The following is a 20,699-nucleotide window of genomic DNA, read 5'->3' on the forward strand; positions in this document are numbered from 1 at the left end:
GCGCAGCAACGTAATTACTGCGCAGTCTTCACCCACTGCCCGGCGTCGCCGACGATGCCGACCGGCACCGCACCGGACAGGCTCACATTAAGCACGCTCGGACCGGCCGCAACGATCGTGGTGTCCTGCAGGATCGGCAGCACCGTCGACATGTTCCACAGTCGCGGCTCGACGGCGTTGATCACGTCGTTGATGTTCTTGGTGCCGCCCAGCGCGGCGTCGATATTCGACTGGATGCTGTGGTCGCAGATGCCGGTGATGTTCGACGGCGCCTGCACCAGCGCCCCGGGCTCGGGTGTGCGGCTGGCCGTGGTCGGCGTCGTGCTTTTGGCGGTGGGGGCCGGTGCCGGCCTGGATGTCGGCGACGTGTCCGACGCCGGGGCCGGCGGCGGGGCCGACGTCGACACCGCCGTCGCCTCCAGCGCGGGGCAGCCGTACCGCGAGGCCAGCAGCGTCGCCAGGTTTCCGCCGGCTTGGCGCCACCCGACGATGGCGTCGACCCGGTTGTCGATCAGCGCGTCGCGGTACAGCACAACCGGGTCCAGGCCCAGCACGGTCGCGGCGATGCCGACGTTGCGCAACTGGTCGGCCGCGGTGTTGGCGACGGCGACCGCCGTCGGGTCGTTCGACGCCACACCGATGACCAGGGACAGCTGGTTTCCGTCCTTGCTGATCCGCCCGCGGGTGACCTCCGGCGGCCCGGTGGTCGCCGGGGCGGCTCCATCCGGTGGCGTCACCGCCGGCGAAGTGTCGTTTTCGATCTGGTACCCGGCCGCCTGCAGCAGCCCCAGCGCCGTCGCCTGGCTCATCGCCGGCGGCGCGGTCGGCACATAGCCGGGGTCACTCGGCGAGCGGATCTGCGCCTGGTCCAGCGTGACGGTATTGTCGCTGCCGGCGCCCACGGCGGCGAGCAGGTCGACGTCGAGAAGCCCGAAAATCGCTTTGCGCACTTGGGAATCCGCCAGCTTGGACACGTTCGCGCGCAGCGTGAGCTGCATGACCCGCGGCGTCATGATCCGGGCGGTCCGCACGTCCGGGATCGCCGACAGCTGCGCGAAGGCCGCCGAACCGCCGTGCACCTGAGCCACCTGGGTATCGCCGTTGCGGATGGAATCGGCCAGCGCCGCCGGCGCCCCCGCCCGCCGGAACAGGATCAGGTCCGGCTTGGCCGGCGGGCCCCAGTACCGGTCGTTGCGGGCGAGCAGGATTTCGTCGCGCTGCGGGTCGATGTTTTCCACCCTGAACTGTCCGCCGGTGACCGGCAGGGCACGCACCAGCCCGGCGGGGAAACCGCCCGGCACGTCCTTGACGATGTGGGCCGGCAGGATGTTGCTGAACAGCTCCCGCCAGGCCGGATACGGCCGGGAGAACGTGACCACGGCCTGCTTGCCGCCGTCGATCGACTGCACGCCGGTGATCAGGTCGTAGCCGGCCGGGTCCACCACACCGGGCTGGCCGACCATCTGGCGCCACAGGTACCAGAAGTCGTCGGCGGCAATCGGCGCGTTGTCGGTCCACGACGCCTCGGGCCGGATCTTGTAGGTGACCGTGAACGGGTTGTCGTTGGTCACGTCCGCCGACACCAGCAGCGTCGGGTCCATCTCCCAGCGCGACCCGGTCGGGGTGTTCGGGTCAGGCACGGGCCGGAACGCGCTCGGCAGCACCAGCGCACTGATCGCCGCGTTGACCGCCGACAGATCGGACACCAGGTGCGGATTGAAACCGGCGCCAATCGAGTCGATGCCCATGATGATCTGCGTGACCCGATGCGGCGGCGGAGCGGTGCTCTTCGACGTCTCGGTGCTCTGCGGCGCCGGCGGCGGGCTAACCGTGCAGCCCGAGACCAGCAGCGCCAACGACGAGATCAGCGCGCCGATCCGGAACCGGGTGCGGCGGGCTGGTTTCGGCACGCCCCACAGGGTATCGGGATGTGGTCTGGGCGATAGCCCCATCTACGCCCGGGCCTTGGCGCGGGCGCGGCTGCGGGCCCGAGCGGTGGCGTTCAGTTCGACCTTGCGGACGCGCACCACCTCCGGTGTCACCTCGACGCACTCGTCGGGCCCGCAGAACTCCATGGCCTGCTCGAGGTCGAGCTCGATCGGTTTGGCCAGCGTCTCGATGACGTCGGCGGTCGACGAGCGCATGTTGGTCAGCTTCTTCTCGCGGGTGACGTTGATGTCGAGGTCTTCGGGCCGAGGGTTGATGCCGACGACCATGCCCTCGTAGGTGTCCTGCCCGGGCTCGACGAAGAACTGCCCGCGGTCGGCCAACTGCAGCAGCGCGAACGGCGTGATGGTGCCGGAGCGGTCGGAGACCAGCGACCCGGTGTGGCGGGCCCGGATCTCGCCGGCCCACGGCTTGTAGCCGTCGAACACCGCGTTGCCGATGCCGGTGCCGCGGGTCTCGGTGAGGAAGTCAGTGCGCCATCCGATCAGCCCGCGGCTGGGAACCACGAAATCCATTCGTACCCAACCTGTTGCGTGGTTGGCCATCTCCACCATGCGGCCCTTGCGGGCGGCCATCAGCTGGGTGATCGCGCCGACGTACTCCTCGGGGCAGTCGATGGTCAGCGCCTCGAACGGCTCGTGCAGCTTGCCGTCGATGGTCTTGGTCACCACCTGCGGCTTGCCGACGGTCAGCTCGAAACCCTCCCGGCGCATCTGCTCGACGAGCACGGCCAGCGCCAGCTCGCCACGGCCCTGGACCTCCCAGGCGTCGGGGCGGCCGATGTCGAGCACCCGAATCGACACGTTGCCTACTAGCTCGGTGTCCAACCGCGACTTGACCATTCGCGCAGTCAGCTTGTGCCCGGGCACCTTGCCCGCCAGCGGCGAGGTGTTGGTCCCGATGGTGACCGAGATCGCCGGCTCGTCAACAGTTATGCGCGGCAACGCTTTCGGTTCCACAAGGTCGGCGAGCGTATCCCCGATCATGATGTCCGGGATGCCGGCGACGGCGACGATATCGCCGGCGACGGCCTCCTCGGTCGGTGAGCGCTCGACGCCCTCGGTGGCCAGCAGCTCGGTGATCTTCGCAGTGCCGGGACCGATCTCGCGCAGCCAGGCCACCTGTTGGCCCTTGCGCAGCCGGCCGTTGTAGATGCGGACCAACGCCAGCCGGCCGAGGAACGCCGACGCATCCAGGTTGGTCACCAGCGCCTGCAGCGGCGCGTCCGGGTCACCGGACGGCGGTGGAATGTGTTGCAGCAGAACGTCGAACAGCGGATCGAGGTTGTCGCCGTCGGGCACCTGCCCGTCGGCGGGCTGCACCGTGCTGGCCACCCCGGCGCGCCCGGACGCGTACAGCGTCGGCAACCCGAGTGCTTCCTCGGCGGCCTTGGCGGCCTCGTCGTCGAGATCCGCGGCGACGTCGAGCAGCAGGTCGTGGCTGGCCTCGACTACTTCGGCGATCCGGGCGTCGGGCCGGTCGGTCTTGTTGACGACGAGAATCACCGGCAGATGCGCGGCCAGCGCTTTGCGCAGCACGAACCGGGTCTGCGGCAGCGGACCCTCGGAGGCGTCGACCAGCAGCAGCACCCCGTCGACCATCGACAGCCCGCGCTCCACTTCGCCGCCGAAGTCGGCGTGGCCGGGCGTGTCGATGACGTTGATCACGGTCACGCTGCCGTCCGGGTGGTGGCGGTGCACGGCGGTGTTCTTGGCCAGGATCGTGATGCCCTTTTCCCGCTCCAGGTCGCCGGTGTCCATCACGCGTTCGGTCAGGCCGCCTCGTTCGTGCAGCGCTCCCGACTGCCGCAGCATGGCGTCGACCAGGGTGGTCTTGCCGTGGTCGACGTGCGCGACGATGGCGACGTTACGGAATTGCACCGGGCGATTCTGCCAGGCTGCCGGCTTCTCGCCCAATCTGGCCGATGCTGAGCCGTTCGACCTCTTCGGCATGCATCGCGGTCAGCGCCTCGAGGCGCTCGGCACCGTCATCGGTGAGCTGCAGGCGGATCACTCGGTGATCGTCGCTGTCGCGCACCCGCGCCACCAGCCCGGCGGCCTCGGCCCGCTGGATCAGCTCACCGGCGCTGTGGTGGCGTAGCAGCAGGTACTCCGCGACATCCCCGATCGTGGGCCCGCGCCGGTCGGCATGGCCGCGGATCGCCAGCAGCAGCTGGTGCTGCATGGGTGTGAGGCCGGCAGCCTGGGCCTGCTCGGCGCTCCATCGCTCGAACCGGCGCAACTCGGTCCGTAGCCGCAGCAACCGTGCGTAGACGTCGTCGGGCAGACCCATATCTGCCACGATATGACGCTCGAGCTACCAGCCGCGGCGTCGCGGCGCCGAGCCCACCAGCTGGTTCTTCTCCCCCGCGTCGCGGCCGCGAACCGCGTCGCGGCTGCGGTAGACGATGTAGGGCCGGAACAGGTAGGCGACCGGCGCACTGAAGGCGTGCACAAGCCGGGTGAACGGCCACAGCGCAAACAGCGCCAGTGCGATCGTCGCGTGCACCTGGAAATACAGCGGCGCCTGGATCATCAGGTCGCCACGCGGGTCCAGGATGAAGATCGACCGGAACCAGATCGACACGTTCTGGCGGTAGTCGTGTAGCTCGCCGTAGTGCGTCGCGCCCATCAGCGTGCAACTCATGCCGGCCACCATCGCGGCCACCAGCACCGGGTACATCAGCTTGTCGCTCAGGCTGGTGGCAAGGCGCACCGGTCCGCTGCGCCATCGCCGGTAGATCAGCAACCCGATCCCGATCAGCGCGGCGATGCCGGCGGGAACGCCGAGTATCAGCGCCTGCAGGTGGTAGAAGTGGTCGCTCATCCCGATGTCCTCGGTCACCCACTCGGGAATGCACAGGCCCACGACGTGGCCCATGATCACCACCAGGCTGCCGAAATGGAAAAGCGGGCTGCCGATCGACAGCAGCCGCGATTCGTAGATCTGTGAGGAGCGGCTGGTCCAGCCGAACTGGTCGTAGTGGTAGCGCCACCAGGTGCCGACCCCGGCGATCGACAGCGAGACGTAGGGCGCCACGTCCCAGAAGACCTCGAGCAGTTTGGTATTGGCCAATTCAGTTCCCGCCGGTTCGCTTGGGTGGCACGGTCAATGTGAACGGTTGCAGCCCAACGGCTTCGGCAGGCGGACCGGATTCGGCGAGCCGACGCGCGCGCTGCACGTCCTGGTCGGTGACCGGCGGCAGCGTCTCACACACGGCGGCGATGGCGTGGGCGTAGGGTGACTGCGCTTCGGTCAAGGCTTGCAGGAGCACGTCGATGGGCACTCGATGCTCGATCAGCAGCCGCCGGCCCGCCTCGGGGTCGACGGTGGCGGCGAACTCCAGCACCACCGGCAAGTGGTCCGGCGCTTCGCTTTTCGGCGGCTCGACGCCCGCTTCGCGGTAGGCGCTCGCGAACGCCAGCATCTCGCGGCCGCGGTTGCGAGTGTCGCCGGCGGTCCAGTAGGTCAGATACATCGTCGAGCGGCGGCGCATGTCGAAGGTTTCGACATAGTCGGCGGCGGCGGCCAGCGGGTCGGCGGCCCGCAACGCAGTAACCGTGCGCGCCAGCAGCTTTCGCGTCGGCCCGTCGATGTGGCTCAGCAGCCCCTCGACGGTGTCGAGCCGCTGGTCGCGGTGTTCGTCGGGATAGGCCAGCAGCAGAGAGGCCGCCTGCCACACCAATCGGTCGGCCAGCGCGGGCCCCCGCGACCTGCTCAGCAGCTTCATTGCTTTTGCTCTTCGGGAAACATCCCGGCCGGCACGCCGCCGCCGTCCCAATTCAGCAGGTTCATCCGCGAACGTGGACGCGTCGCGTGGAAGCTTTCGACAGCGACCGGCACAGGACCGTCAGTCGGGCTGGCGAACGGACCCCCCTCGTACATCCCCGGACCGCCGTCGCCGGACAACGAGCATTCCAAATCGTGCGCCGCCGCGGGGATCTCGCCGGTGTAGGCGGTCGGGATGACGTAGCGCTCTTCGTATTTCGCGATAGCAAGCAGCCGGTACATCTCGTAGATCTGCTCTTCGGTCATGCCGACGGATGCCGGAATGTGTGGCTGGGTGTCGCGGCCCAGGTTGATGTCGCGCATGTAGGAACGCATCGCGGCCAGCCGGCGCAGCACGTCGTCGACGGGCTTGGTGTCACCGGCGGTGAACAGCTCGGCCAGGTAGGCGATCGGGATGCGCAACGCCTCAATGGCGCCGAACAAATTGCCGACGTCTTCGCCGTCGTGGCCGTCGCGGCTGACCGCGTCGACCACCGGCGACAGCGGCGGGATGTACCAAACCATCGGCATGGTCCGGTATTCCGGATGCAGCGGCAGCGCCACCTTGTAGGTGTTGATCAACGCGTAGACCGGCGATCGCTGCGCGGCCTCGAGCCAGTCGTCGGAAATGCCTTCCGCCTTGGCGGCCGCGATCACCTCAGGGTCGTTGGGGTCCAGCAGGATTTCACACTGCGCCTCGTAGAGATCGGCGTCGTTTTCCACCGACGCCGCTTCCAGCACCTTGTCGGCGTCGTAGAGCACCAACCCGAGGTAGCGCAGCCGGCCCACGCAGGTTTCCGAACAGATCGTCGGCAGACCTACCTCCATGCGCGGGTAGCACAGCGTGCATTTTTCGGCCTTGCCGGTCTTGTGGTTGAAATACACCTTCTTGTAAGGGCATCCCGACACGCACATCCGCCAGCCGCGACAGCGGTCCTGGTCGACCAGCACGATGCCGTCCTCGCTGCGCTTGTACATCGCCCCCGAGGGGCACGACGCCACGCACGACGGGTTGAGACAGTGCTCGCAGATCCGCGGCAGGTAGAACATGAAGGTTTCTTCGAGCTTTTCCTTGACCTCGTCGCTGACCTTCTTCAGGATCGGGTCCTTGGCCATGGTCTGCGCCGAGCCCGCCAGGTTGTCGTCCCAGTTCGGGCCCCACTCGATCTTCATCGGCTCACCGGTGATCTGGCTGCGCGGTGCCGCTGTCGGAAGCGTGTCGCCCAACGGTGCCGAGGTCAGGTTCTCGTAGTCGTACGTCCACGGCTCGTAGTAGTCGTTGATCCCCGGCAGCCTGGGGTTGGCGAAGATCCGCAACAGTTTGGCCAGCCGCCCGCCGTCGCGCAAGCGCAACCGGCCCTTCTTGTCGCGGATCCATCCGCCGCGCCAGCGGTCCTGGTCCTCATAGGTACGCGGGTAGCCTTGGCCCGGCCGGGTTTCGACGTTGTTGAACCAGACGTATTCGGTGCCGGGGCGATTGGTCCAGGCCTGCTTGCAGGTCACCGAGCAGGTGTGGCAGCCGATGCACTTGTCGAGGTTCATCACCATCGCAAGTTGAGCCATGACCTTCATATCAGTACGTCACCTCTTGGCTGCGGCGGCGCACCACGGTCACCTCGTCGCGCTGGTTGCCGGTCGGGCCCATGTAGTTGAACGCAAACGCGTGCTGGCCGTAGCCGCCGGCCAGGTGACTGGGCTTGATCCGCACCCGGGTCAGCGCGTTGTGGTTACCGCCGCGTTTGCCGGTGGTCTCGCTGCGCGGTGTGTCGACGGTGCGTTCCTGCACGTGATAGACGAACACCACCCCGTCGGGCATCCGGTGCGACACGATCGCCCGGCAGACGAAGACACCGTTGGTGTTGACGGCTTCCACCCAATCGTTGTCGCGCACATTGATTTTCGCTGCGTCGCCCGGGCTCATCCACATGGTCGGTCCGCCCCGCGACAGCGACAGCATGTAGAGGTTGTCCTGATAGGTGGAGTGAAACGACCACTTCGAGTGCGGGGTCAGATACCGCACAGTCAAACCGATCCCGTCCTCGGTCGGGCCGAGCTCCGGCTGACCGAACAGCCGTGTCATGTCCAGCGGCGGACGGAACACCGGGAGATGCTCGCCGAGCTCCTCGACCCAGTCGTGGGCCAGGTAGAAGTGCATCCGCCCGGTGAGCGTGTGAAACGGCTTGAGGTTTTCGATGTTGACGGTGAACGGCGCGTAGCGGCGCCCGCCCGTCTCGCTGCCCGACCACTCCGGGCTGGTGATCACCGGGACCGGGCGCGCCTGGGTGTCGGCGTAGGTGACGCGTTTTTCCTCACTGCCCTCGGCGAGGTAGGCCAGCCGCTGCCCGGTGCGTTTTTCCAGCTCGCGGAAACCCTCCACGGCCAGTCGCCCGTTGGTGGTGCCCGAAAGCAGCAGCACCACGTCGGCCATCCGCTGGGCCGTGGTGATCGCCGGGCGGCCTTGGCCGGCACCGGAATTCATCACCCCGAACTTCGCGGCAAGTTCCTTGACCTCTTGATGAGGATGCACGGTGTAGCCCTTGACGGTCAGCCCGAACTTGTCGACCAGCGGGCCCAGCGTCTGCCACTTGTCGTAGATCGCGGTGTAGTCGCGCTCCACCACGGTGAGCTTTGCCATCGTCTTGCCCGGCACCGGCGTCTCGCCGGTGTGCAGCCAATCCCGTTCCGTGCCATCGGGATAGGCCATCGCATCCGGGGTGTCGTGCTGCAGCGCGGTGAGCACCACGTCGGTGCGCGTGCCCAGATGCTTCTTGGCCATCGCGGAAAAGGCGCGGGCGATGGCGCCGAACGCGTCGTAGTCGGTGCGGGTCTCCCACGGCGGATCGGTGGCCGCGCTAAACGAATGCACGTACGGGTGCATGTCGGTGCTGGACAGGTCGGCCTTCTCGTACCAAGTCGCCGCCGGCAGAACCAGATCCGACACCAGCGTCGTCGAGGTCATCCGGAAGTCGATCGACATCAGCAGGTCGAGCTTGCCCTCCGGAATCTCCCGGTCGCACGCGACATCGACCGGCCGCACCCCGTCAGCCGGTGGGTCGCCCAGCACGTTGGAGTCGGTTCCCAACAGGTGCTTAAGGAAGTACTCGCCGCCCTTGCCCGACGATCCGATCAGGTTGGCCCGCCAAACCGTAAGCACCCGAGGCCAGTTCACCGGATTGTCCGGGTCGGTGACGGCGAGCTTCAGTTTCCGCTGACCGAGCTGTTCGGCCACGTACTCGATCACGTCGCGTCCTGCGTCGCGTGCCTCGTCGGCGACATCGAGGCTGGAGCGGTCGAACTGCGGATAGAACGGGCTCCAGCCCATTGCCGTCGACGACGCCAACAGGTCCATGGTGTGCTTGCCGGCGAACCGTCCCCGGCCCAGCGGGCTGGCCAACTTGTCGGCTCCGTAGGCGTCGTAGCGCCACTGGTTGGTGTGCACATACCAGTACGACGCGCCGGGCACCTGCCGCGGCGGACGCACCCAGTCGGTGGCCATCGCCATCGTCTGCCAGCCGGTCAGCGGGCGCACCTTCTCCTGGCCCACGTAGTGGGCCCAGCCGCCGCCGTTGCGTCCCATCGACCCGGTCAGCATCAACAGCGCCAGCACCGCACGGTAGATCGTGTCGCCGTGGAACCACTGACAGATACCGCTGCCCATGATGATCATCGACCGGCCACCGGATTCCTCGGCGCTGCGGGCGAATTCGCGTGCGACGCGGATGACCTGCCCGGACGACACCCCGGTGATCGTCTCTTGCCAGGCCGGCGTGTTCGGGTAGGTGGCGTCGTCGTAGCCGGTGGGCCATTCGCCGGGCAGCCCGGGCCGCGCAACCCCATAGTGCGCCAGCATCAGGTCGAACACCGTGCACACCAAGTGATTACCGACCTGGCGTACCGGCACACCGCGCGTCACCGTGGTGCCTTCGCCGTTGATCGTGTCGAAGCTCGGCAGCGAGACGAGCGCGGTCCTGCGATCGCCGTTGGTGGCGGCGGGATGTTGCACGGTGAGCGCCGGTACGACGCTGCCGAGGTCGAGATTCCACTTGCCGACGCCGTCCTCGCCGTAGCGGAAACCCAACGAGCCGTGCGGCACCACCACGGTGTCGGTGGCCTCGTCCAGCAGCGCCGGCTTGAGGGCCGCGTTCTCGACGGCCTCGCCGATGTCGGCCGCGGTCAGATTCTTGCCCGGCACCAACGTGTCGCCGCGCTGTTCCAACTTGATCAGGAACGGCAGGTCGGTGTATTGGCGGGTGTAGTCGAGGAAGAACGGAACCTGCTGAGCCACATAGCATTCCGAGAGGATGACGTGGCCCATCGCCATGGCCAGCGCCCCGTCGGCCCCGGCGGCGCAGGGAATCCACTCGTCGGCGAACTTGGTGTTGTCGGCGTAGTCCGGGCTGACCGTGACCACCTTGGTACCGCGATAGCGGGCCTCGGCCATCCAGTGCGCGTCCGGTGTGCGGGTGATCGGGACGTTGGAGCCCCACATCATCAAATACGCTGCGTCCCACCAGTCACCGGACTCGGGCACGTCGGTCTGGTCACCGAAGACTTGCGGTGAGGCCACCGGCAGGTCGGCGTACCAGTCGTAGAACGACGTCATCGGGGCGCCGATCAGCTCGAAGAACCGCGAGCCGGCGGCGTACGAGACCATCGACATGGCCGGGATCGGTGAGAAGCCGGCGACCCGGTCCGGCCCGTAGGTCTTGATGGTGTGCACGTGGGCGGCGGCGATCATCTCGGTGGCTTCGGCCCAGGACACCCGGACCAGACCACCCTTGCCGCGGGCCCGCTGGTAGCGCCGACGGCGTTCGGGGTCGGCCTGGATGTCGGCCCAGGCCAGCACCGGGTCGCCTAGCCGGGCCTTGGCTTCGCGGAACATCTCGACCAGCACGCCGCGCGCGTACGGGTAGCGAACGCGGGTCGGCGAGTAGCTGTACCAGGAGAATGAGGCGCCGCGTGGACAGCCCCGCGGCTCGTATTCGGGCCGTTCCGGGCCCACCGATGGATAGTCGGTCTGCTGGGTTTCCCAGGTGATGATGCCGTCTTTGACGTAGATCTTCCACGAGCACGACCCGGTGCAGTTGACGCCGTGCGTCGAGCGCACCACTTTGTCGTGGCTCCAGCGGTCCCGGTAGAAGACGTCAGCCTCCCGACCGCCACGGCGGGTGACCGTGCGCAGGTCGGCGGAGAACTCGCCAGGCGTGAAGAAGCGGCCGCTGCGCTCCAACAACTCCTCGAGAGGGCCTCCGACGTGGGGCGTGACAGTCAAGGAGGACCTCCTCACAAGTAGCGGCGCGCCTCGTCGCTCGGTTGTGGGCGTAGTGCCCCGTCGTCGTGTCTCCCGGATTGGTCAGCGACTCGACGACGATCTCGCCGACCCGTCCGACCAGCCTCGGCGTGGCCATCACCCTCGGCGGCCCGCACGCTGGTCAGCAACCGGCCCCCAGCATAGGTCGTAGGGATCGCCACAGCCACGCTGTCGACCGAGAGGGTGTTGATAGCCGCCCCCCGATCCCTGCCCGCGCGTGCTCCGGCATTCGGCGAGGTCGCCGCTCCCACGCGTTACAGGAAACCATCCGGCGTACTACCAACACGAGAAGTAAAGGTTAATGTTTCGTTTAGTTTTGTAAAAACGGAATGACGGCGCCTTGCTTCGATTGTTCTGTGACTTTCCTGCAAATCACCTGTGAATTTTTTGGTGCCTTGGAATGTCGTCGATCACCGGCGTGCGAGCGCACGAGCCAGCGCGGGCAACCATTCTCGGTCGGCGGGCACCCAGTCGATGTCATGCAACTCGGCCAGAGTGATCCAGCGCAGCGCGCGATGGTCATGCGGGTGGGGTTCGCCGCGCAACAGACTCACCCGATACGCCCGCAAGATCGTCGTCGCATTCAGCGCCACATCGCCGCCCAGCCGTTCGCCGACCGCGACGGCGACGCCGAGTTCCTCCGCCAGTTCGCGGGCCAGCGCGTCGGGTTCGGTCTCGCCTGCCATCACCTTGCCGCCGGGCAGTTCCCAGCGCCCGGCCAGCTCCGCGGGCCGATGCCGTTGTGCCACCAATACCGCCGCGTCCGAGATGACGGCACCGGCCACGACGATCTGGTTCCGCATCGTCGTGACGGTATACCGTCGGTATATGGCTATGCGGCCGTAGGGTTGCCACACCCAAATGAGGGTTTACCTGAGGTAGTACTGGATAGCTACTACGTGGCGGGTAGTGCCGTCGCCTTCTGGGTGGATGGCCTGCCGTATGGCCAGAGCCTGTCGCCGTGGCTTGGGTTCACCAAGGCGTTTGGGCGCAACGTGCGGGTGCGCCTCGGTGGAGGGTCGGCCTAGGGGAACCGCCAACGACGTAGCTGAACACTCGCACCGTGGCGGGATGCCGCTTATGACAGCGGGTTGAAGGTCAGGCTCCACTACCCCTCGGTGTTGGAGACGTGGAACGTGGTGCGCCCGGTGGCGCGGTAGGTGGTGGTGCCGGAAACGCCACTGGATGGGTCCTGCCCTATGGCATCGATCAGGGCAATGCCGTCACTGCCGTCTGCCTGCACCGGCGCCACGATCAGCGTAAAGCTGGATGCCTGGTAGGTGACGGTGTAACCGTGGGCTACCAGGTCGGCCGTTTAACCCTGCTCGCCGCTGCCGGTGATGGTAACCGGCACCGCTGGCACCGAAGGGCTGGAAACGGTACTGATGGGCGCCCCGGTATCACTGACTATCCCGTGATAGTTCTTGTCGGTGTCGGTTATCGGGGCACAGGCGCTGAGTGCAGCTACCGCTGCCCCGATGGTAGCGGCCACCAACACCGACGCCTTTTGCCGTGTCAACGAAAACCCCTCCTTATGAGTGGACGTTGGTACACCCGAGCGCGCTGACAGATTAATCGGTGACCGGCACTCGCGGCGGCAGATCGACGAATGCCTTGTCCCGCCACACTGCCACCTTGCGTTCGGAGCCGTGCGGCGTTCTCAGCGGGCCCGGCTCTCAAACCCGGCTTGCATATGCGATGCCGAGGTTGAGCCACTGAGTGGTGGCGCGGTGCAAAGTTTTTCCGGGCTTATGGGTGACGCCGGCGAAGGTGGTTTGGATTTGTACCCCCGTTTAAACTTCGGTTCCCCCTCGGGCCCCCTACCCGCTTGGGCGCCGGAAAATGCACCCATGACTTGATTAACGGCTGGCGCGCCCGGCGAATGCGCCGCGACGGCACGACCTACCGCGACAATGCCGCCACCGTCGAAGCCAGGCTCCCGTAGGTTCGCAAGGCGTTACGCGAAGCTCACAAGGTCGGACGACGGCGCGAGATGCGCCAGGAGATCCGCGACGCTGGCGGACTGGGGACGTGGTGGGACTTGGACGGGACTGCGAATCGCCCCTCGAAGGAGGGCAACGTCAGGCACCATAAGCGCCGTGGCAGATCCATATGACAAGCTCCACGAGACCCGTGAGAAGAGCGAGGCCGGGCTCAACGCCATCTTCGATGACATACACCCCAATGAGTCGCCGCTCGCATACGGCATCAAAGCAAGGGTCGGCGACGAACTCATCGTCGGAGTGCTAGACGGTCTGGTGCACGCGCTAGCCGAATTGGAAAAACGAAGCGGCGGTTGAGGCATCCCGCCGCCGTTCACGCCAGCCAGTAGCCCAAGGCGATGATCTCGGCGACGGAGGCGATGCCGCCTGCCATGCCGACGGCGACTGCGCCATGCGGGTACAGCCGGTCGATCATGGTTGACCGCCTGTGATGTGCCGCTGCGCTTTGCCGATGGGGCGCGCGATTGAGCTGGGCGGTGGCGCCGGGGGTGGCGGTGGTAGCTGTGACCATGCGCGGCCGTCCCAATACCGCTGGTTACCCGCCGGGTCTGGGTACCACCCCGCAGGCGGCAACACGGGTGGCGGCAGTGGCGGCGGTAGCGCCGCCGCGGCGGCAGAAGGTCGAGCCGAGGGAGTACATATCACTACGATGAGCCCGATGAGCCCGAGCAACCCACCCCACGCGAGGCCGTAGCCCCAGCCGCGGCCCTTGGCGTTGCTGATGCCGCCCGCCGCGACGGCGAAGACGATCCACCACAAAATCAAAAATTCCATCTCGCCATCCCCTTTCTCGGCTGACCGCTCGCCACCTACTACCACATTTTAGGCGGACGCGGTGGCACTTCGCAGATAATTCATTGCGCCACAATGGGTTTCCAGATGCGGAACGGCGTCGGTGTAACGCACGCCTTCATACTCCGCGGGGGCCTGATTTCGCCGAAAACCCTTACGCATAATGTGGGGTCACCGGTACCATGAATTGCTGGGAATCCCCTGGTGGCTATACCGGTATTGTCAGGCGTATGGCTGTGTTAACGGATGAGCAAGTAGACGCCGCACTGCCCGAACTCAACGGTTGGAAGCGCGAGGACGGCGCCCTGCGCCGGTCGATCAAGTTTCCGTCGTTCCTCGACGGTATCGACGCCGTGCGCCGGGTCGCCGAGCACGCCGAAGCCAAGGATCATCACCCTGACATCGATATCCGTTGGCGGACAGTGACTTTCGCGCTGGTAACGCATTCGGCTGGCGGCATCACGCAAAACGACATCGACATGGCGCGCGATATCGACGGGATTATCGGGGACTGACCGTCCGCCGTCCCGTCGTTGCGATCCACGCCAGGGTCGCCAGCGTCGCAACGATGTACACCAGCCCGGCCCAGGCCAGATACCACGGCCGGTCGCTCTGCCAGATGGTCGGCTGGGCGAAGCTAAGCAGCCACGGCACGCCAACGAGGGTGAGCACCAGCCAGCCCCACCCAAGGATGCGGGCGCCGCGAAGCTCCGACAGCGGGCCGTGAATCAGCCAGATCATCAAGGGCACCAACCACACCCAGTGATGCGTCCACGAAATCGGCGAGAGCAGCAGCCCGAACAACTCGACGACCAGCAGTTGGCCGAGTCGGTCGTTGTCGAGCGCTCGCCAGGCCAGGACGGCCAGTAATGCGGTGACCGCGATACCGGCCAGCACCAGCGGGCCGTAGCCGGCGTCGTGCCCGACGATGCGGGAGATGCCGCCGCGCCAGGACTGGTTGAACGACGTACCGATCGGACCGACGCGTTTGGTGTCCCGCAAGAGATCGGCGAAGTAGTAGCGGGCCTGGTCGCCGACCACCAGCGCCGACACCGCGACGGTGCCCAGGAAGACGACGGCCGAGAACACCGCGGCGCCCCATCGCCGGGCACCGACGAAGTAGAGACCGGTGATCGCCGGCGTCAGCTTCACCCCCGCCGCCGTGCCGACTAACAACCCGGACAACCACCATCGGGTGGTGTAGACCGCGCACAACCCTGCCAGCACCAGCAGCACGTTGACCTGTCCGTAGTCAAAGGTGCTGCGCAGCGGCTCGATCCAGATCGCCACCGCCGTCCAGAGCATCGCGACTCGATGGCCTTCGCGGGCCGCCACGCCGAGCAGTCGCTGGCTGACACGCACCACGCCGTATAGCGCGGCCATGGTCCCGACCTGCCAGCAGAAGGCGACCACGCCGAACGGCAGTAGGTGCAGCGGATAGAAGACCACCGCCGCGAACGGCGGATAGGTGAACGGCAGCGGGAAATCCGGCGTCTGATCGGCGTAGACGTAGCTGTATAAGCTGCCGGGATGGTCGAGGGCGGCGGCGCCGCCGATGTAGACGTGCAGGTCGACGAAGTTGGCGCCGTTGGGAGTCAGGTACGTCCAGGCCAATCGGGCGGCGACGCTGAGTACCAGCAGCAACGGCCCGGCGGCGTGCGGCGCAATCGCCCGCCGACGGGTGGTCGGTGCCGCCGGGGCGGCCGAGGTCGTGTCTACCTGCCCGACTGTAGCGAGGCTTGCGTGGCGGCGGCCTTCTCGCGGCGGCGGGTCACCGCCACCGCTCGGTGCCGTAACGATCGAATAACCGCCACACGTGTCACTTGAGTCACTCTGACATCACGCGAACTATCAGGCCCGGATGTGTCGTCGAGACCCAGGGAGAGTCATGCCAACCTTTTGGACATTGTTACGTGCCGGCGCCGTCGTCGTCGGTTCGTCGGCCGCGTTGTTGACCGGCGGGATTGCCCATGCCGACCCGGCGCCGGTGCCGGTTCCCGACATCGGGCAACAGCTCGTCGGCACCGCCGCCAATGCACCGCAAATGCTGCAGAGCGTGGCATCGGCGCTCGGGGCTCAGCCGCCCGCGCCGCCGCCGCTGGCCAGTGCCGGTATCCAGGTACCGCAACCGCCGACGGGATCGGTGCCGGGCGCAAGTTCCGTTCCGGGAACCGGCTCGCTCATCCCGGGCGCAAACTCGCTGGTTTCGGGCGCGACCACTCCCGTTTCGGGTACGGCGCCGGCCGCGCCGGGGACAACGGGCATCCCGGGGCTTACCCCGGCAGTTCCGGCGACTGCACCGGCGACCGGGCCCGCGCAGATGATGCCGCAGGCACAGCTCAACCTGCCGCAGGTGCCGTTCAGTCCGGTGCCGCTGCCCCAGCACCTGTCGCTGCCCGGTGATCTGGCGTCGCTGGCCCCGGGCGGTGTCCCGGTGCCCCGCGGCATCCAACAGGGCACGACAGCGGTATCCGCTCCGGGCACAGCGGCTGGCACGTCCAGCAACCCACTGCTGTTCCCGTTGTCCGCCCTGCCCTGACACCCACGGTCGGCCGGTCAACGCTCGGTTGGCCGGCCGACCACAACCAACGATCGGGAGAAACACCGTGGTACGCACTTGGAATCTGGTCAGTGGCATCGCTGCCGCAGCCGTCGCATCGACCGCCGCATTGGGCCTTTGCCCGAACGCCGCTGCCGATCCCGCAGCACCTCAGCCGTTGCCCGCCCAGCAGATGCCTGGGCTGCCGGCACTTACCCAGTTGAGCCCGATCATCCAGCAGGCCGCCGCCGACCCGCAGCAGGCCCAGCAGCTGTTGATGGCCGCCGCGTCGGCGTTCAGTCACAGTCCGACGGCGCCCGAAGAGTCCAAAAGCGTTGCTTCGTCGGTGAATCAGTTCGTGCAGGACCCGACGGCGCACACCCCGCCGGTCGGCGTGGAACCTGGTGCTCAAGCACATCTGCCGACGGGTATCGACCCCGCGCATGCGGCAGGCCCGGCACCCGAGGCGGCGCCGGCACCCGCTCCGACGCCGGCCGTCACGCCGATAGCGGCACCTGTGCCCGCTCCGGCCCCGCCCGCCGAGGCGCCGGCTCCGGCTGCGGCCCCGACCTACAACCCGGACAGCCCGCCCACGCAGGACTTCATGTACCCGTCGATCGGCACGGGCTGCGCGGCCGACGGCGGCAACGTCATCGCCACTGCCCTTTCGGTCGCCGGGCCGGCCAAGATCCCGACGCCCGGACCCCAACCCGGTCAGACCGCCTACGTGTTCACGGCCGTCGGCACCCCCGGGCCAGCCGACGTGCAGAAGCTGCCGTTGAACGTCACCTGGGTCAACCTGACCAACGGCAAGTCGGGCAGCGCCACGCTCAAGCCGCAGCCGGACATCAACCCCGACGGGCCGACGACGTTGACCGCCATCGCCGACACCGGTTCGGGCAGCATCATGTCGACGATCTTCGGGCAGGTCACCACCAAGGACAAGCAGTGCCAGTTCATGCCCACCATCGGTTCGACGGTGGTGCCCTAACCGCATAATGCCGAGTGGCTACTTATGACACGCTTTTCGCCCCCTCTCGCGTGCCATAACTGGCCACTCGGCGCGCTATTAGTAGGCCATGAACAGGATGGCGTCGCGGTCGTACTCCAGACCGGGATGAACGCTGGCCAGGTGCGCCTGGGTCAGTTCGACCAGTTCGTCTTCGTCCTTGCCGACGATGGCCTCTCCGCACGGACACGTCAGGTGTGTCTTCACTTCGCCGCCTTTCCCTTCATCTGCTTCTTGTAGGACCGAACCTGCTCGAGCGAACCGGCGTCGACGATGTCGGCGACCGACATGTGGCTGCCCGCCTTGCCGTAGTCACCGGCCGCTTCCCGCCAGCCGGGCGGTGTCACGCCGTACTGCTTGCCGAGCAGCGCCAGGAAGATGCGCGCCTTCTGCTCGCCGAATCCTGGTAAGCCTTTGAGCCGTCGCAGCAGCTCCGCTCCATCAGGGTCGCCGGCGGTCCACAGCGCGGCCGCGTCACTGTTGTAGCGGTCGACGATGATCTGCGCCAGGGCCTGGATGCGTTTGGCCATCGATCCCGGAAAGCGGTGGACCGCAGGCTTTTCCGAACACAATGCGGCGAACTTGTCCGGGTCGTAGTCGGCGATGTCGGCGGCGTCGAAGCCGCCCATCCGGTCGGCGATTTTCTTCGGGCCCGCGAACGCGGTTTCCATCGGCACCTGCTGGTCGAGCAGCATCCCGACGAGCAGTGCGAAGGGGTTCTCGCTCAGCAACGCGTCGGCGGCCGGGTCCTGGGCAAGCTGCAGCTTCGGCACCCGCATAGTCTAAAACTGTGTCGGGTGAGCCGTACTGCGGCCGGGCATAAGTGCTAGCCGTGGTCGGCGTACGTGTGGGCCAGCGCGAAAAACGTTGTGCGCTAACCGCTCTTACGGCGAAATTCCCGGCGGTTCTCCACCGGACCGTGGGTCCGTGACTGCTTGGCGCCGCCGTCCTTGTGCGCCGATCCGCCGGCCGACTTTGCGTTCTTGCGGTCCAGGGCTTCGCGGAACTTGCGTTTGGTGTCGTCCTCGGCCATGACGGCAGCGTACGCGATCAGCGCATGCCCGGCGGCATGCCGTAGACGTGGCTGATCGGCATCGTCAGCAGCACCCGCCGATCGGTGACCATCGCCTGGCGATACTCGTCCCAGTCCGGATGTTCACCGGCGATGTTGCGGTACAAGGTGATCAGTCCCTCGACAGTGGCGTCGTCGGGCGCGGCCGCCGGCGGTGTCAGCTCCGCGGTCCCTTCGGCGACGGCATAGGACCACCCGTCGTCGGAACTGACCAGCAGCGACGCCCGCGGGTCACGGCGCAGGTTGCGGGTCTTGGCCCGTGGCTCGGTGATCGACACCTGCACCGCGTTGCGCCGGGCGTCGAAGTAGTACTGCACGTTGGACAGCTGGGGGCGTCCGTCGCGTTTGATGGTGGCCAGCACTCCGATCGAGTTCCCGGCGATCACGGCCAGCAACTTGTCGTCGAACACTTGGCGTCCCATGCCGAAAGCCTAGTCCCGCCAATCCGCCGGCAGACCCCGATTCGGCTAGCATCACCGCGTGAGAACGGTTCATCCTTGCCGCCGCAGGCTTTTCAGGGTCGGCGCATGACGCGGTATGCGGCGTTCCTGCGCGGGGTCAATGTCGGCGGAGTCAACCTCAAGATGACGGAGGTGGCCGCGGCGCTGACGGATGCCGGGTTGGCGAACGTGCGCACGATCCTGGCCAGCGGCAACGTCCTGCTGGAATCGCCCGAGGATGCCGATGCGGTGCGCGCCACTGCCGAGACCGCACTACGGCAAAGGTTCGGCTACGACGCGTGGGTGCTGGTGTACGACATCGACACGGTGCGCGCCATCATCGATGCCTACCCGTTCGAACCAGAATTGCAAGGGCACCACTCCTACGTCACGCTGGTCGCCGATCCCGACGTGCTCGACCAAGTGGCCGCGCTGACCCCCGGGCCGGCGGAGAAGATCGCCCGCGGCGACGGCGTCATCTATTGGCAAGTAGCCAAGGGCGACACGCTGAACAGCACCATCGGCAAGACGATGGGCAAGAAGCGCTATAAGTCGTCCACCACCACCCGCAACCTGCGCACGCTGGCTAAAACCGTCGTGCGGTGACCCGCGACAGGTAGGGTCAGCGTCGATGAGCCTCGCCAAGCTAACCCCTAGCCTGACCGGTGTTTCCGAGACCGCGCTTCTGACGCTGCACGCGCGCGTCGGGGAGGCTCGCCGCCCCGACGGGGTCATCGACGACCCGGTGGCTATCTCGCTGGCGGACTCCATCGATTTCGATTTCGCAAAGTTCGGCCCGCTCCACCAGGGCATCGCACTGCGCGCATTGGCCTTCGACATCCACACCCGCAGCTACCTGCAGCAGCATCCGTCGGCCACCGTGGTGGCGCTGGCCGAGGGCCTGCAAACCAGTTTCTGGCGTTTGGACGCCGCCATTCCGGATGCGCAATTCCGTTGGCTGACAGTCGATTTGCCGCCAGTGGTCGATCTTCGCACGCGGCTGCTGCCGGAATCGTCCCGCATATCGATGTGCGCCCAGTCGGCGCTGGACTACAGCTGGGCGGACCGCGTCGACGCGTCAGACGGCGTGTTCGTCACCGCCGAGGGCCTGCTGATGTACCTGCAACCCGAGGAGGCGTTGGCACTTATCGGGGAGTGCGCCAAGAGGTTTCCCGGCGGTCAGATGATGTTCGACCTGCCTCCGACGGGATTCGCTTGGTTTACCCGACGCGGGCATTGGAGCTCGTTGCACTACAAGATGCCGCCGATGCCGTTCAGCATGTCGGTCGCGGAGACCGGCGATCTGGTCAACACGGTGCCGGGAGTCCGTGCGGTGCGCGATCTGGATTCGCCGCAGGGCCGCGGGCGGGTGTTCAACTCGCTGCTGTCGATGACCTACCGAACCCGCGCCCTGGCCGCACTGCGTCCGACGCTGACGTTGTTGGACTTCGGCTAATCGTCGAACGCGGCCTCGAGGTAGCGCAGCGCCTCACCCTTGCCTAGTCCGAGCCCGCGTGCCACGTCGGCATACGCGCGGGCCGCGGCGGCCATCGCGCTATCCGACGGGTCGGCACGGGCGACGAATGTGCCGAAGCGCCGGCGGGTTTCGACGATTCCGGCCGCCTCAAGCTCACGGTAGGTGCGAGCAACGGTGTTGACGGCCAGGCCGAGTTCGCCCGCCAGTTCCCGCACAGTGGGCAGTCTGGTGCCGGGCGGTAACGTGCCGGTTCGAATCGCCTCGATGATCTGTGTCCTGATCTGGTCGAACAACGGCCGGCCCGCGTGCTCGTCGATCCGTAGCCACTCCCCCAACCGCAC

The 20,699-nt window shown here is 66.9% G+C and carries 21 protein-coding genes and 1 pseudogene; 6 read left to right on the top strand and 16 right to left on the bottom strand.

The window, feature by feature from the left end; genetic code table 11:
* Positions 1-14: 14 nt before the first annotated feature.
* The 9 genes from AWB95_RS22205 to AWB95_RS23405 form a co-directional block, all read right to left on the bottom strand.
* Positions 15-1,952 (bottom strand): ABC transporter family substrate-binding protein, encoded by a 1,938-nt coding sequence (locus tag AWB95_RS22205; RefSeq protein ID WP_085168653.1) that lies wholly within the window; start codon positions 1,950-1,952, stop codon positions 15-17.
* The gene (gene typA / locus AWB95_RS22210; RefSeq protein WP_062540581.1) at positions 1,953-3,827 is read right to left on the bottom strand and encodes a translational GTPase TypA; all 1,875 of its coding nucleotides are present in this window, start codon (positions 3,825-3,827) and stop codon (positions 1,953-1,955) included.
* Positions 3,814-4,239, bottom strand: a complete 426-nt coding sequence (locus tag AWB95_RS22215) for a MarR family winged helix-turn-helix transcriptional regulator (protein WP_062540582.1) — start codon at positions 4,237-4,239, stop codon at positions 3,814-3,816. Before AWB95_RS22215 ends, typA begins: the two co-directional genes overlap by 14 nt.
* A 24-nt stretch (positions 4,240-4,263) precedes the next feature.
* Complete coding sequence (gene narI / locus AWB95_RS22220) at positions 4,264-5,022, bottom strand: respiratory nitrate reductase subunit gamma (protein ID WP_062540583.1); 759 nt, start codon at positions 5,020-5,022, stop codon at positions 4,264-4,266.
* Between the two features lies 1 nt (position 5,023).
* A complete protein-coding gene (gene narJ / locus AWB95_RS22225; RefSeq protein WP_062540584.1) occupies positions 5,024-5,677 on the bottom strand; it encodes a nitrate reductase molybdenum cofactor assembly chaperone in 654 nt (217 codons plus the stop codon).
* Entirely contained in the window at positions 5,674-7,287 is a 1,614-nt protein-coding gene (gene narH / locus AWB95_RS22230) for a nitrate reductase subunit beta (protein ID WP_062540585.1), read from the bottom strand. Before narH ends, narJ begins: the two co-directional genes overlap by 4 nt.
* Before the next feature lies 1 nt (position 7,288).
* Positions 7,289-10,987: a nitrate reductase subunit alpha gene (locus AWB95_RS22235; RefSeq protein WP_062540586.1), complete on the bottom strand. Its 3,699-nt coding sequence runs from the start codon at positions 10,985-10,987 to the stop codon at positions 7,289-7,291.
* A 449-nt stretch (positions 10,988-11,436) separates the two neighbouring features.
* Positions 11,437-11,829: a (deoxy)nucleoside triphosphate pyrophosphohydrolase gene (locus tag AWB95_RS22240; RefSeq protein WP_062540587.1), complete on the bottom strand. Its 393-nt coding sequence runs from the start codon at positions 11,827-11,829 to the stop codon at positions 11,437-11,439.
* Between the two features lie 305 nt (positions 11,830-12,134).
* Positions 12,135-12,278, bottom strand: coding sequence for a hypothetical protein (locus AWB95_RS23405; RefSeq protein WP_157011550.1), 144 nt, complete (start codon positions 12,276-12,278; stop codon positions 12,135-12,137).
* A gap of 847 nt (positions 12,279-13,125) precedes the next feature.
* On the opposite strand from AWB95_RS23405, the gene AWB95_RS22245 reads away from it, so the two are divergent.
* Positions 13,126-13,326, top strand: coding sequence for a hypothetical protein (locus AWB95_RS22245; protein WP_062540588.1), 201 nt, complete (start codon positions 13,126-13,128; stop codon positions 13,324-13,326).
* Between the two features lie 114 nt (positions 13,327-13,440).
* Here the strand turns inward: AWB95_RS22245 and AWB95_RS22250 are convergent, their stop codons facing one another.
* Positions 13,441-13,803: a DUF2510 domain-containing protein gene (locus AWB95_RS22250; protein WP_084707182.1), complete on the bottom strand. Its 363-nt coding sequence runs from the start codon at positions 13,801-13,803 to the stop codon at positions 13,441-13,443.
* A 248-nt stretch (positions 13,804-14,051) separates the two neighbouring features.
* Here AWB95_RS22250 and AWB95_RS22255 point away from each other — a divergent pair, with 248 nt between their 5' ends.
* On the top strand, positions 14,052-14,336 hold the full coding sequence (locus AWB95_RS22255; protein ID WP_062540589.1) for a 4a-hydroxytetrahydrobiopterin dehydratase: 285 nt from the start codon (positions 14,052-14,054) through the stop codon (positions 14,334-14,336).
* Here AWB95_RS22255 and AWB95_RS22260 read toward each other — a convergent pair.
* Complete coding sequence (locus AWB95_RS22260; protein WP_062540590.1) at positions 14,323-15,621, bottom strand: mannosyltransferase; 1,299 nt, start codon at positions 15,619-15,621, stop codon at positions 14,323-14,325. The genes AWB95_RS22255 and AWB95_RS22260 overlap by 14 nt on opposite strands.
* Before the next feature lie 88 nt (positions 15,622-15,709).
* Here AWB95_RS22260 and AWB95_RS22265 point away from each other — a divergent pair, with 88 nt between their 5' ends.
* Together AWB95_RS22265 and AWB95_RS22270 are read left to right on the top strand one after the other, a co-directional pair.
* On the top strand, positions 15,710-16,360 hold the full coding sequence (locus AWB95_RS22265; protein ID WP_062540591.1) for a hypothetical protein: 651 nt from the start codon (positions 15,710-15,712) through the stop codon (positions 16,358-16,360).
* 27 nt (positions 16,361-16,387) lie between these two features.
* Positions 16,388-17,351: pseudogene (locus AWB95_RS22270) on the top strand (Rv1157c family protein); the annotation flags it as partial.
* Positions 17,352-17,429: 78 nt separating this feature from the next.
* On the opposite strand, the gene AWB95_RS22275 reads toward AWB95_RS22270, so the two are convergent.
* The 4 genes from AWB95_RS22275 to AWB95_RS22285 all read right to left on the bottom strand — a co-directional run bounded on the left by AWB95_RS22275 (position 17,430) and on the right by AWB95_RS22285 (position 18,863).
* Complete coding sequence (locus AWB95_RS22275) at positions 17,430-17,576, bottom strand: hypothetical protein (RefSeq protein ID WP_007169078.1); 147 nt, start codon at positions 17,574-17,576, stop codon at positions 17,430-17,432.
* Complete coding sequence (locus tag AWB95_RS22280; protein WP_062540806.1) at positions 17,573-18,142, bottom strand: HhH-GPD-type base excision DNA repair protein; 570 nt, start codon at positions 18,140-18,142, stop codon at positions 17,573-17,575. Before AWB95_RS22280 ends, AWB95_RS22275 begins: the two co-directional genes overlap by 4 nt.
* Before the next feature lie 101 nt (positions 18,143-18,243).
* Positions 18,244-18,402, bottom strand: coding sequence for a DUF5302 domain-containing protein (locus AWB95_RS23410; protein WP_099539634.1), 159 nt, complete (start codon positions 18,400-18,402; stop codon positions 18,244-18,246).
* A 17-nt stretch (positions 18,403-18,419) separates the two neighbouring features.
* Complete coding sequence (locus AWB95_RS22285; protein WP_062540790.1) at positions 18,420-18,863, bottom strand: PPOX class F420-dependent oxidoreductase; 444 nt, start codon at positions 18,861-18,863, stop codon at positions 18,420-18,422.
* A 105-nt stretch (positions 18,864-18,968) separates the two neighbouring features.
* Here AWB95_RS22285 and AWB95_RS22290 point away from each other — a divergent pair, with 105 nt between their 5' ends.
* Positions 18,969-19,487 carry a DUF1697 domain-containing protein gene (locus AWB95_RS22290; RefSeq protein WP_062540791.1) on the top strand — a complete coding sequence of 173 codons (519 nt, stop codon included), beginning with the start codon at positions 18,969-18,971 and terminating at the stop codon, positions 19,485-19,487.
* Positions 19,488-19,512: 25 nt separating this feature from the next.
* The gene (locus tag AWB95_RS22295) at positions 19,513-20,337 is read left to right on the top strand and encodes a class I SAM-dependent methyltransferase (protein WP_062540792.1); all 825 of its coding nucleotides are present in this window, start codon (positions 19,513-19,515) and stop codon (positions 20,335-20,337) included.
* Here the strand turns inward: AWB95_RS22295 and AWB95_RS22300 are convergent.
* Positions 20,334-20,699, bottom strand: coding sequence for an Rv1152 family transcriptional regulator (locus tag AWB95_RS22300; protein WP_062540793.1), 366 nt, complete (start codon positions 20,697-20,699; stop codon positions 20,334-20,336). The genes AWB95_RS22295 and AWB95_RS22300 overlap by 4 nt on opposite strands.

This window comes from Mycobacterium celatum (assembly GCF_002101595.1).
In the GTDB taxonomy this organism is placed as follows: Bacteria; Actinomycetota; Actinomycetes; order Mycobacteriales; family Mycobacteriaceae; genus Mycobacterium; species Mycobacterium celatum.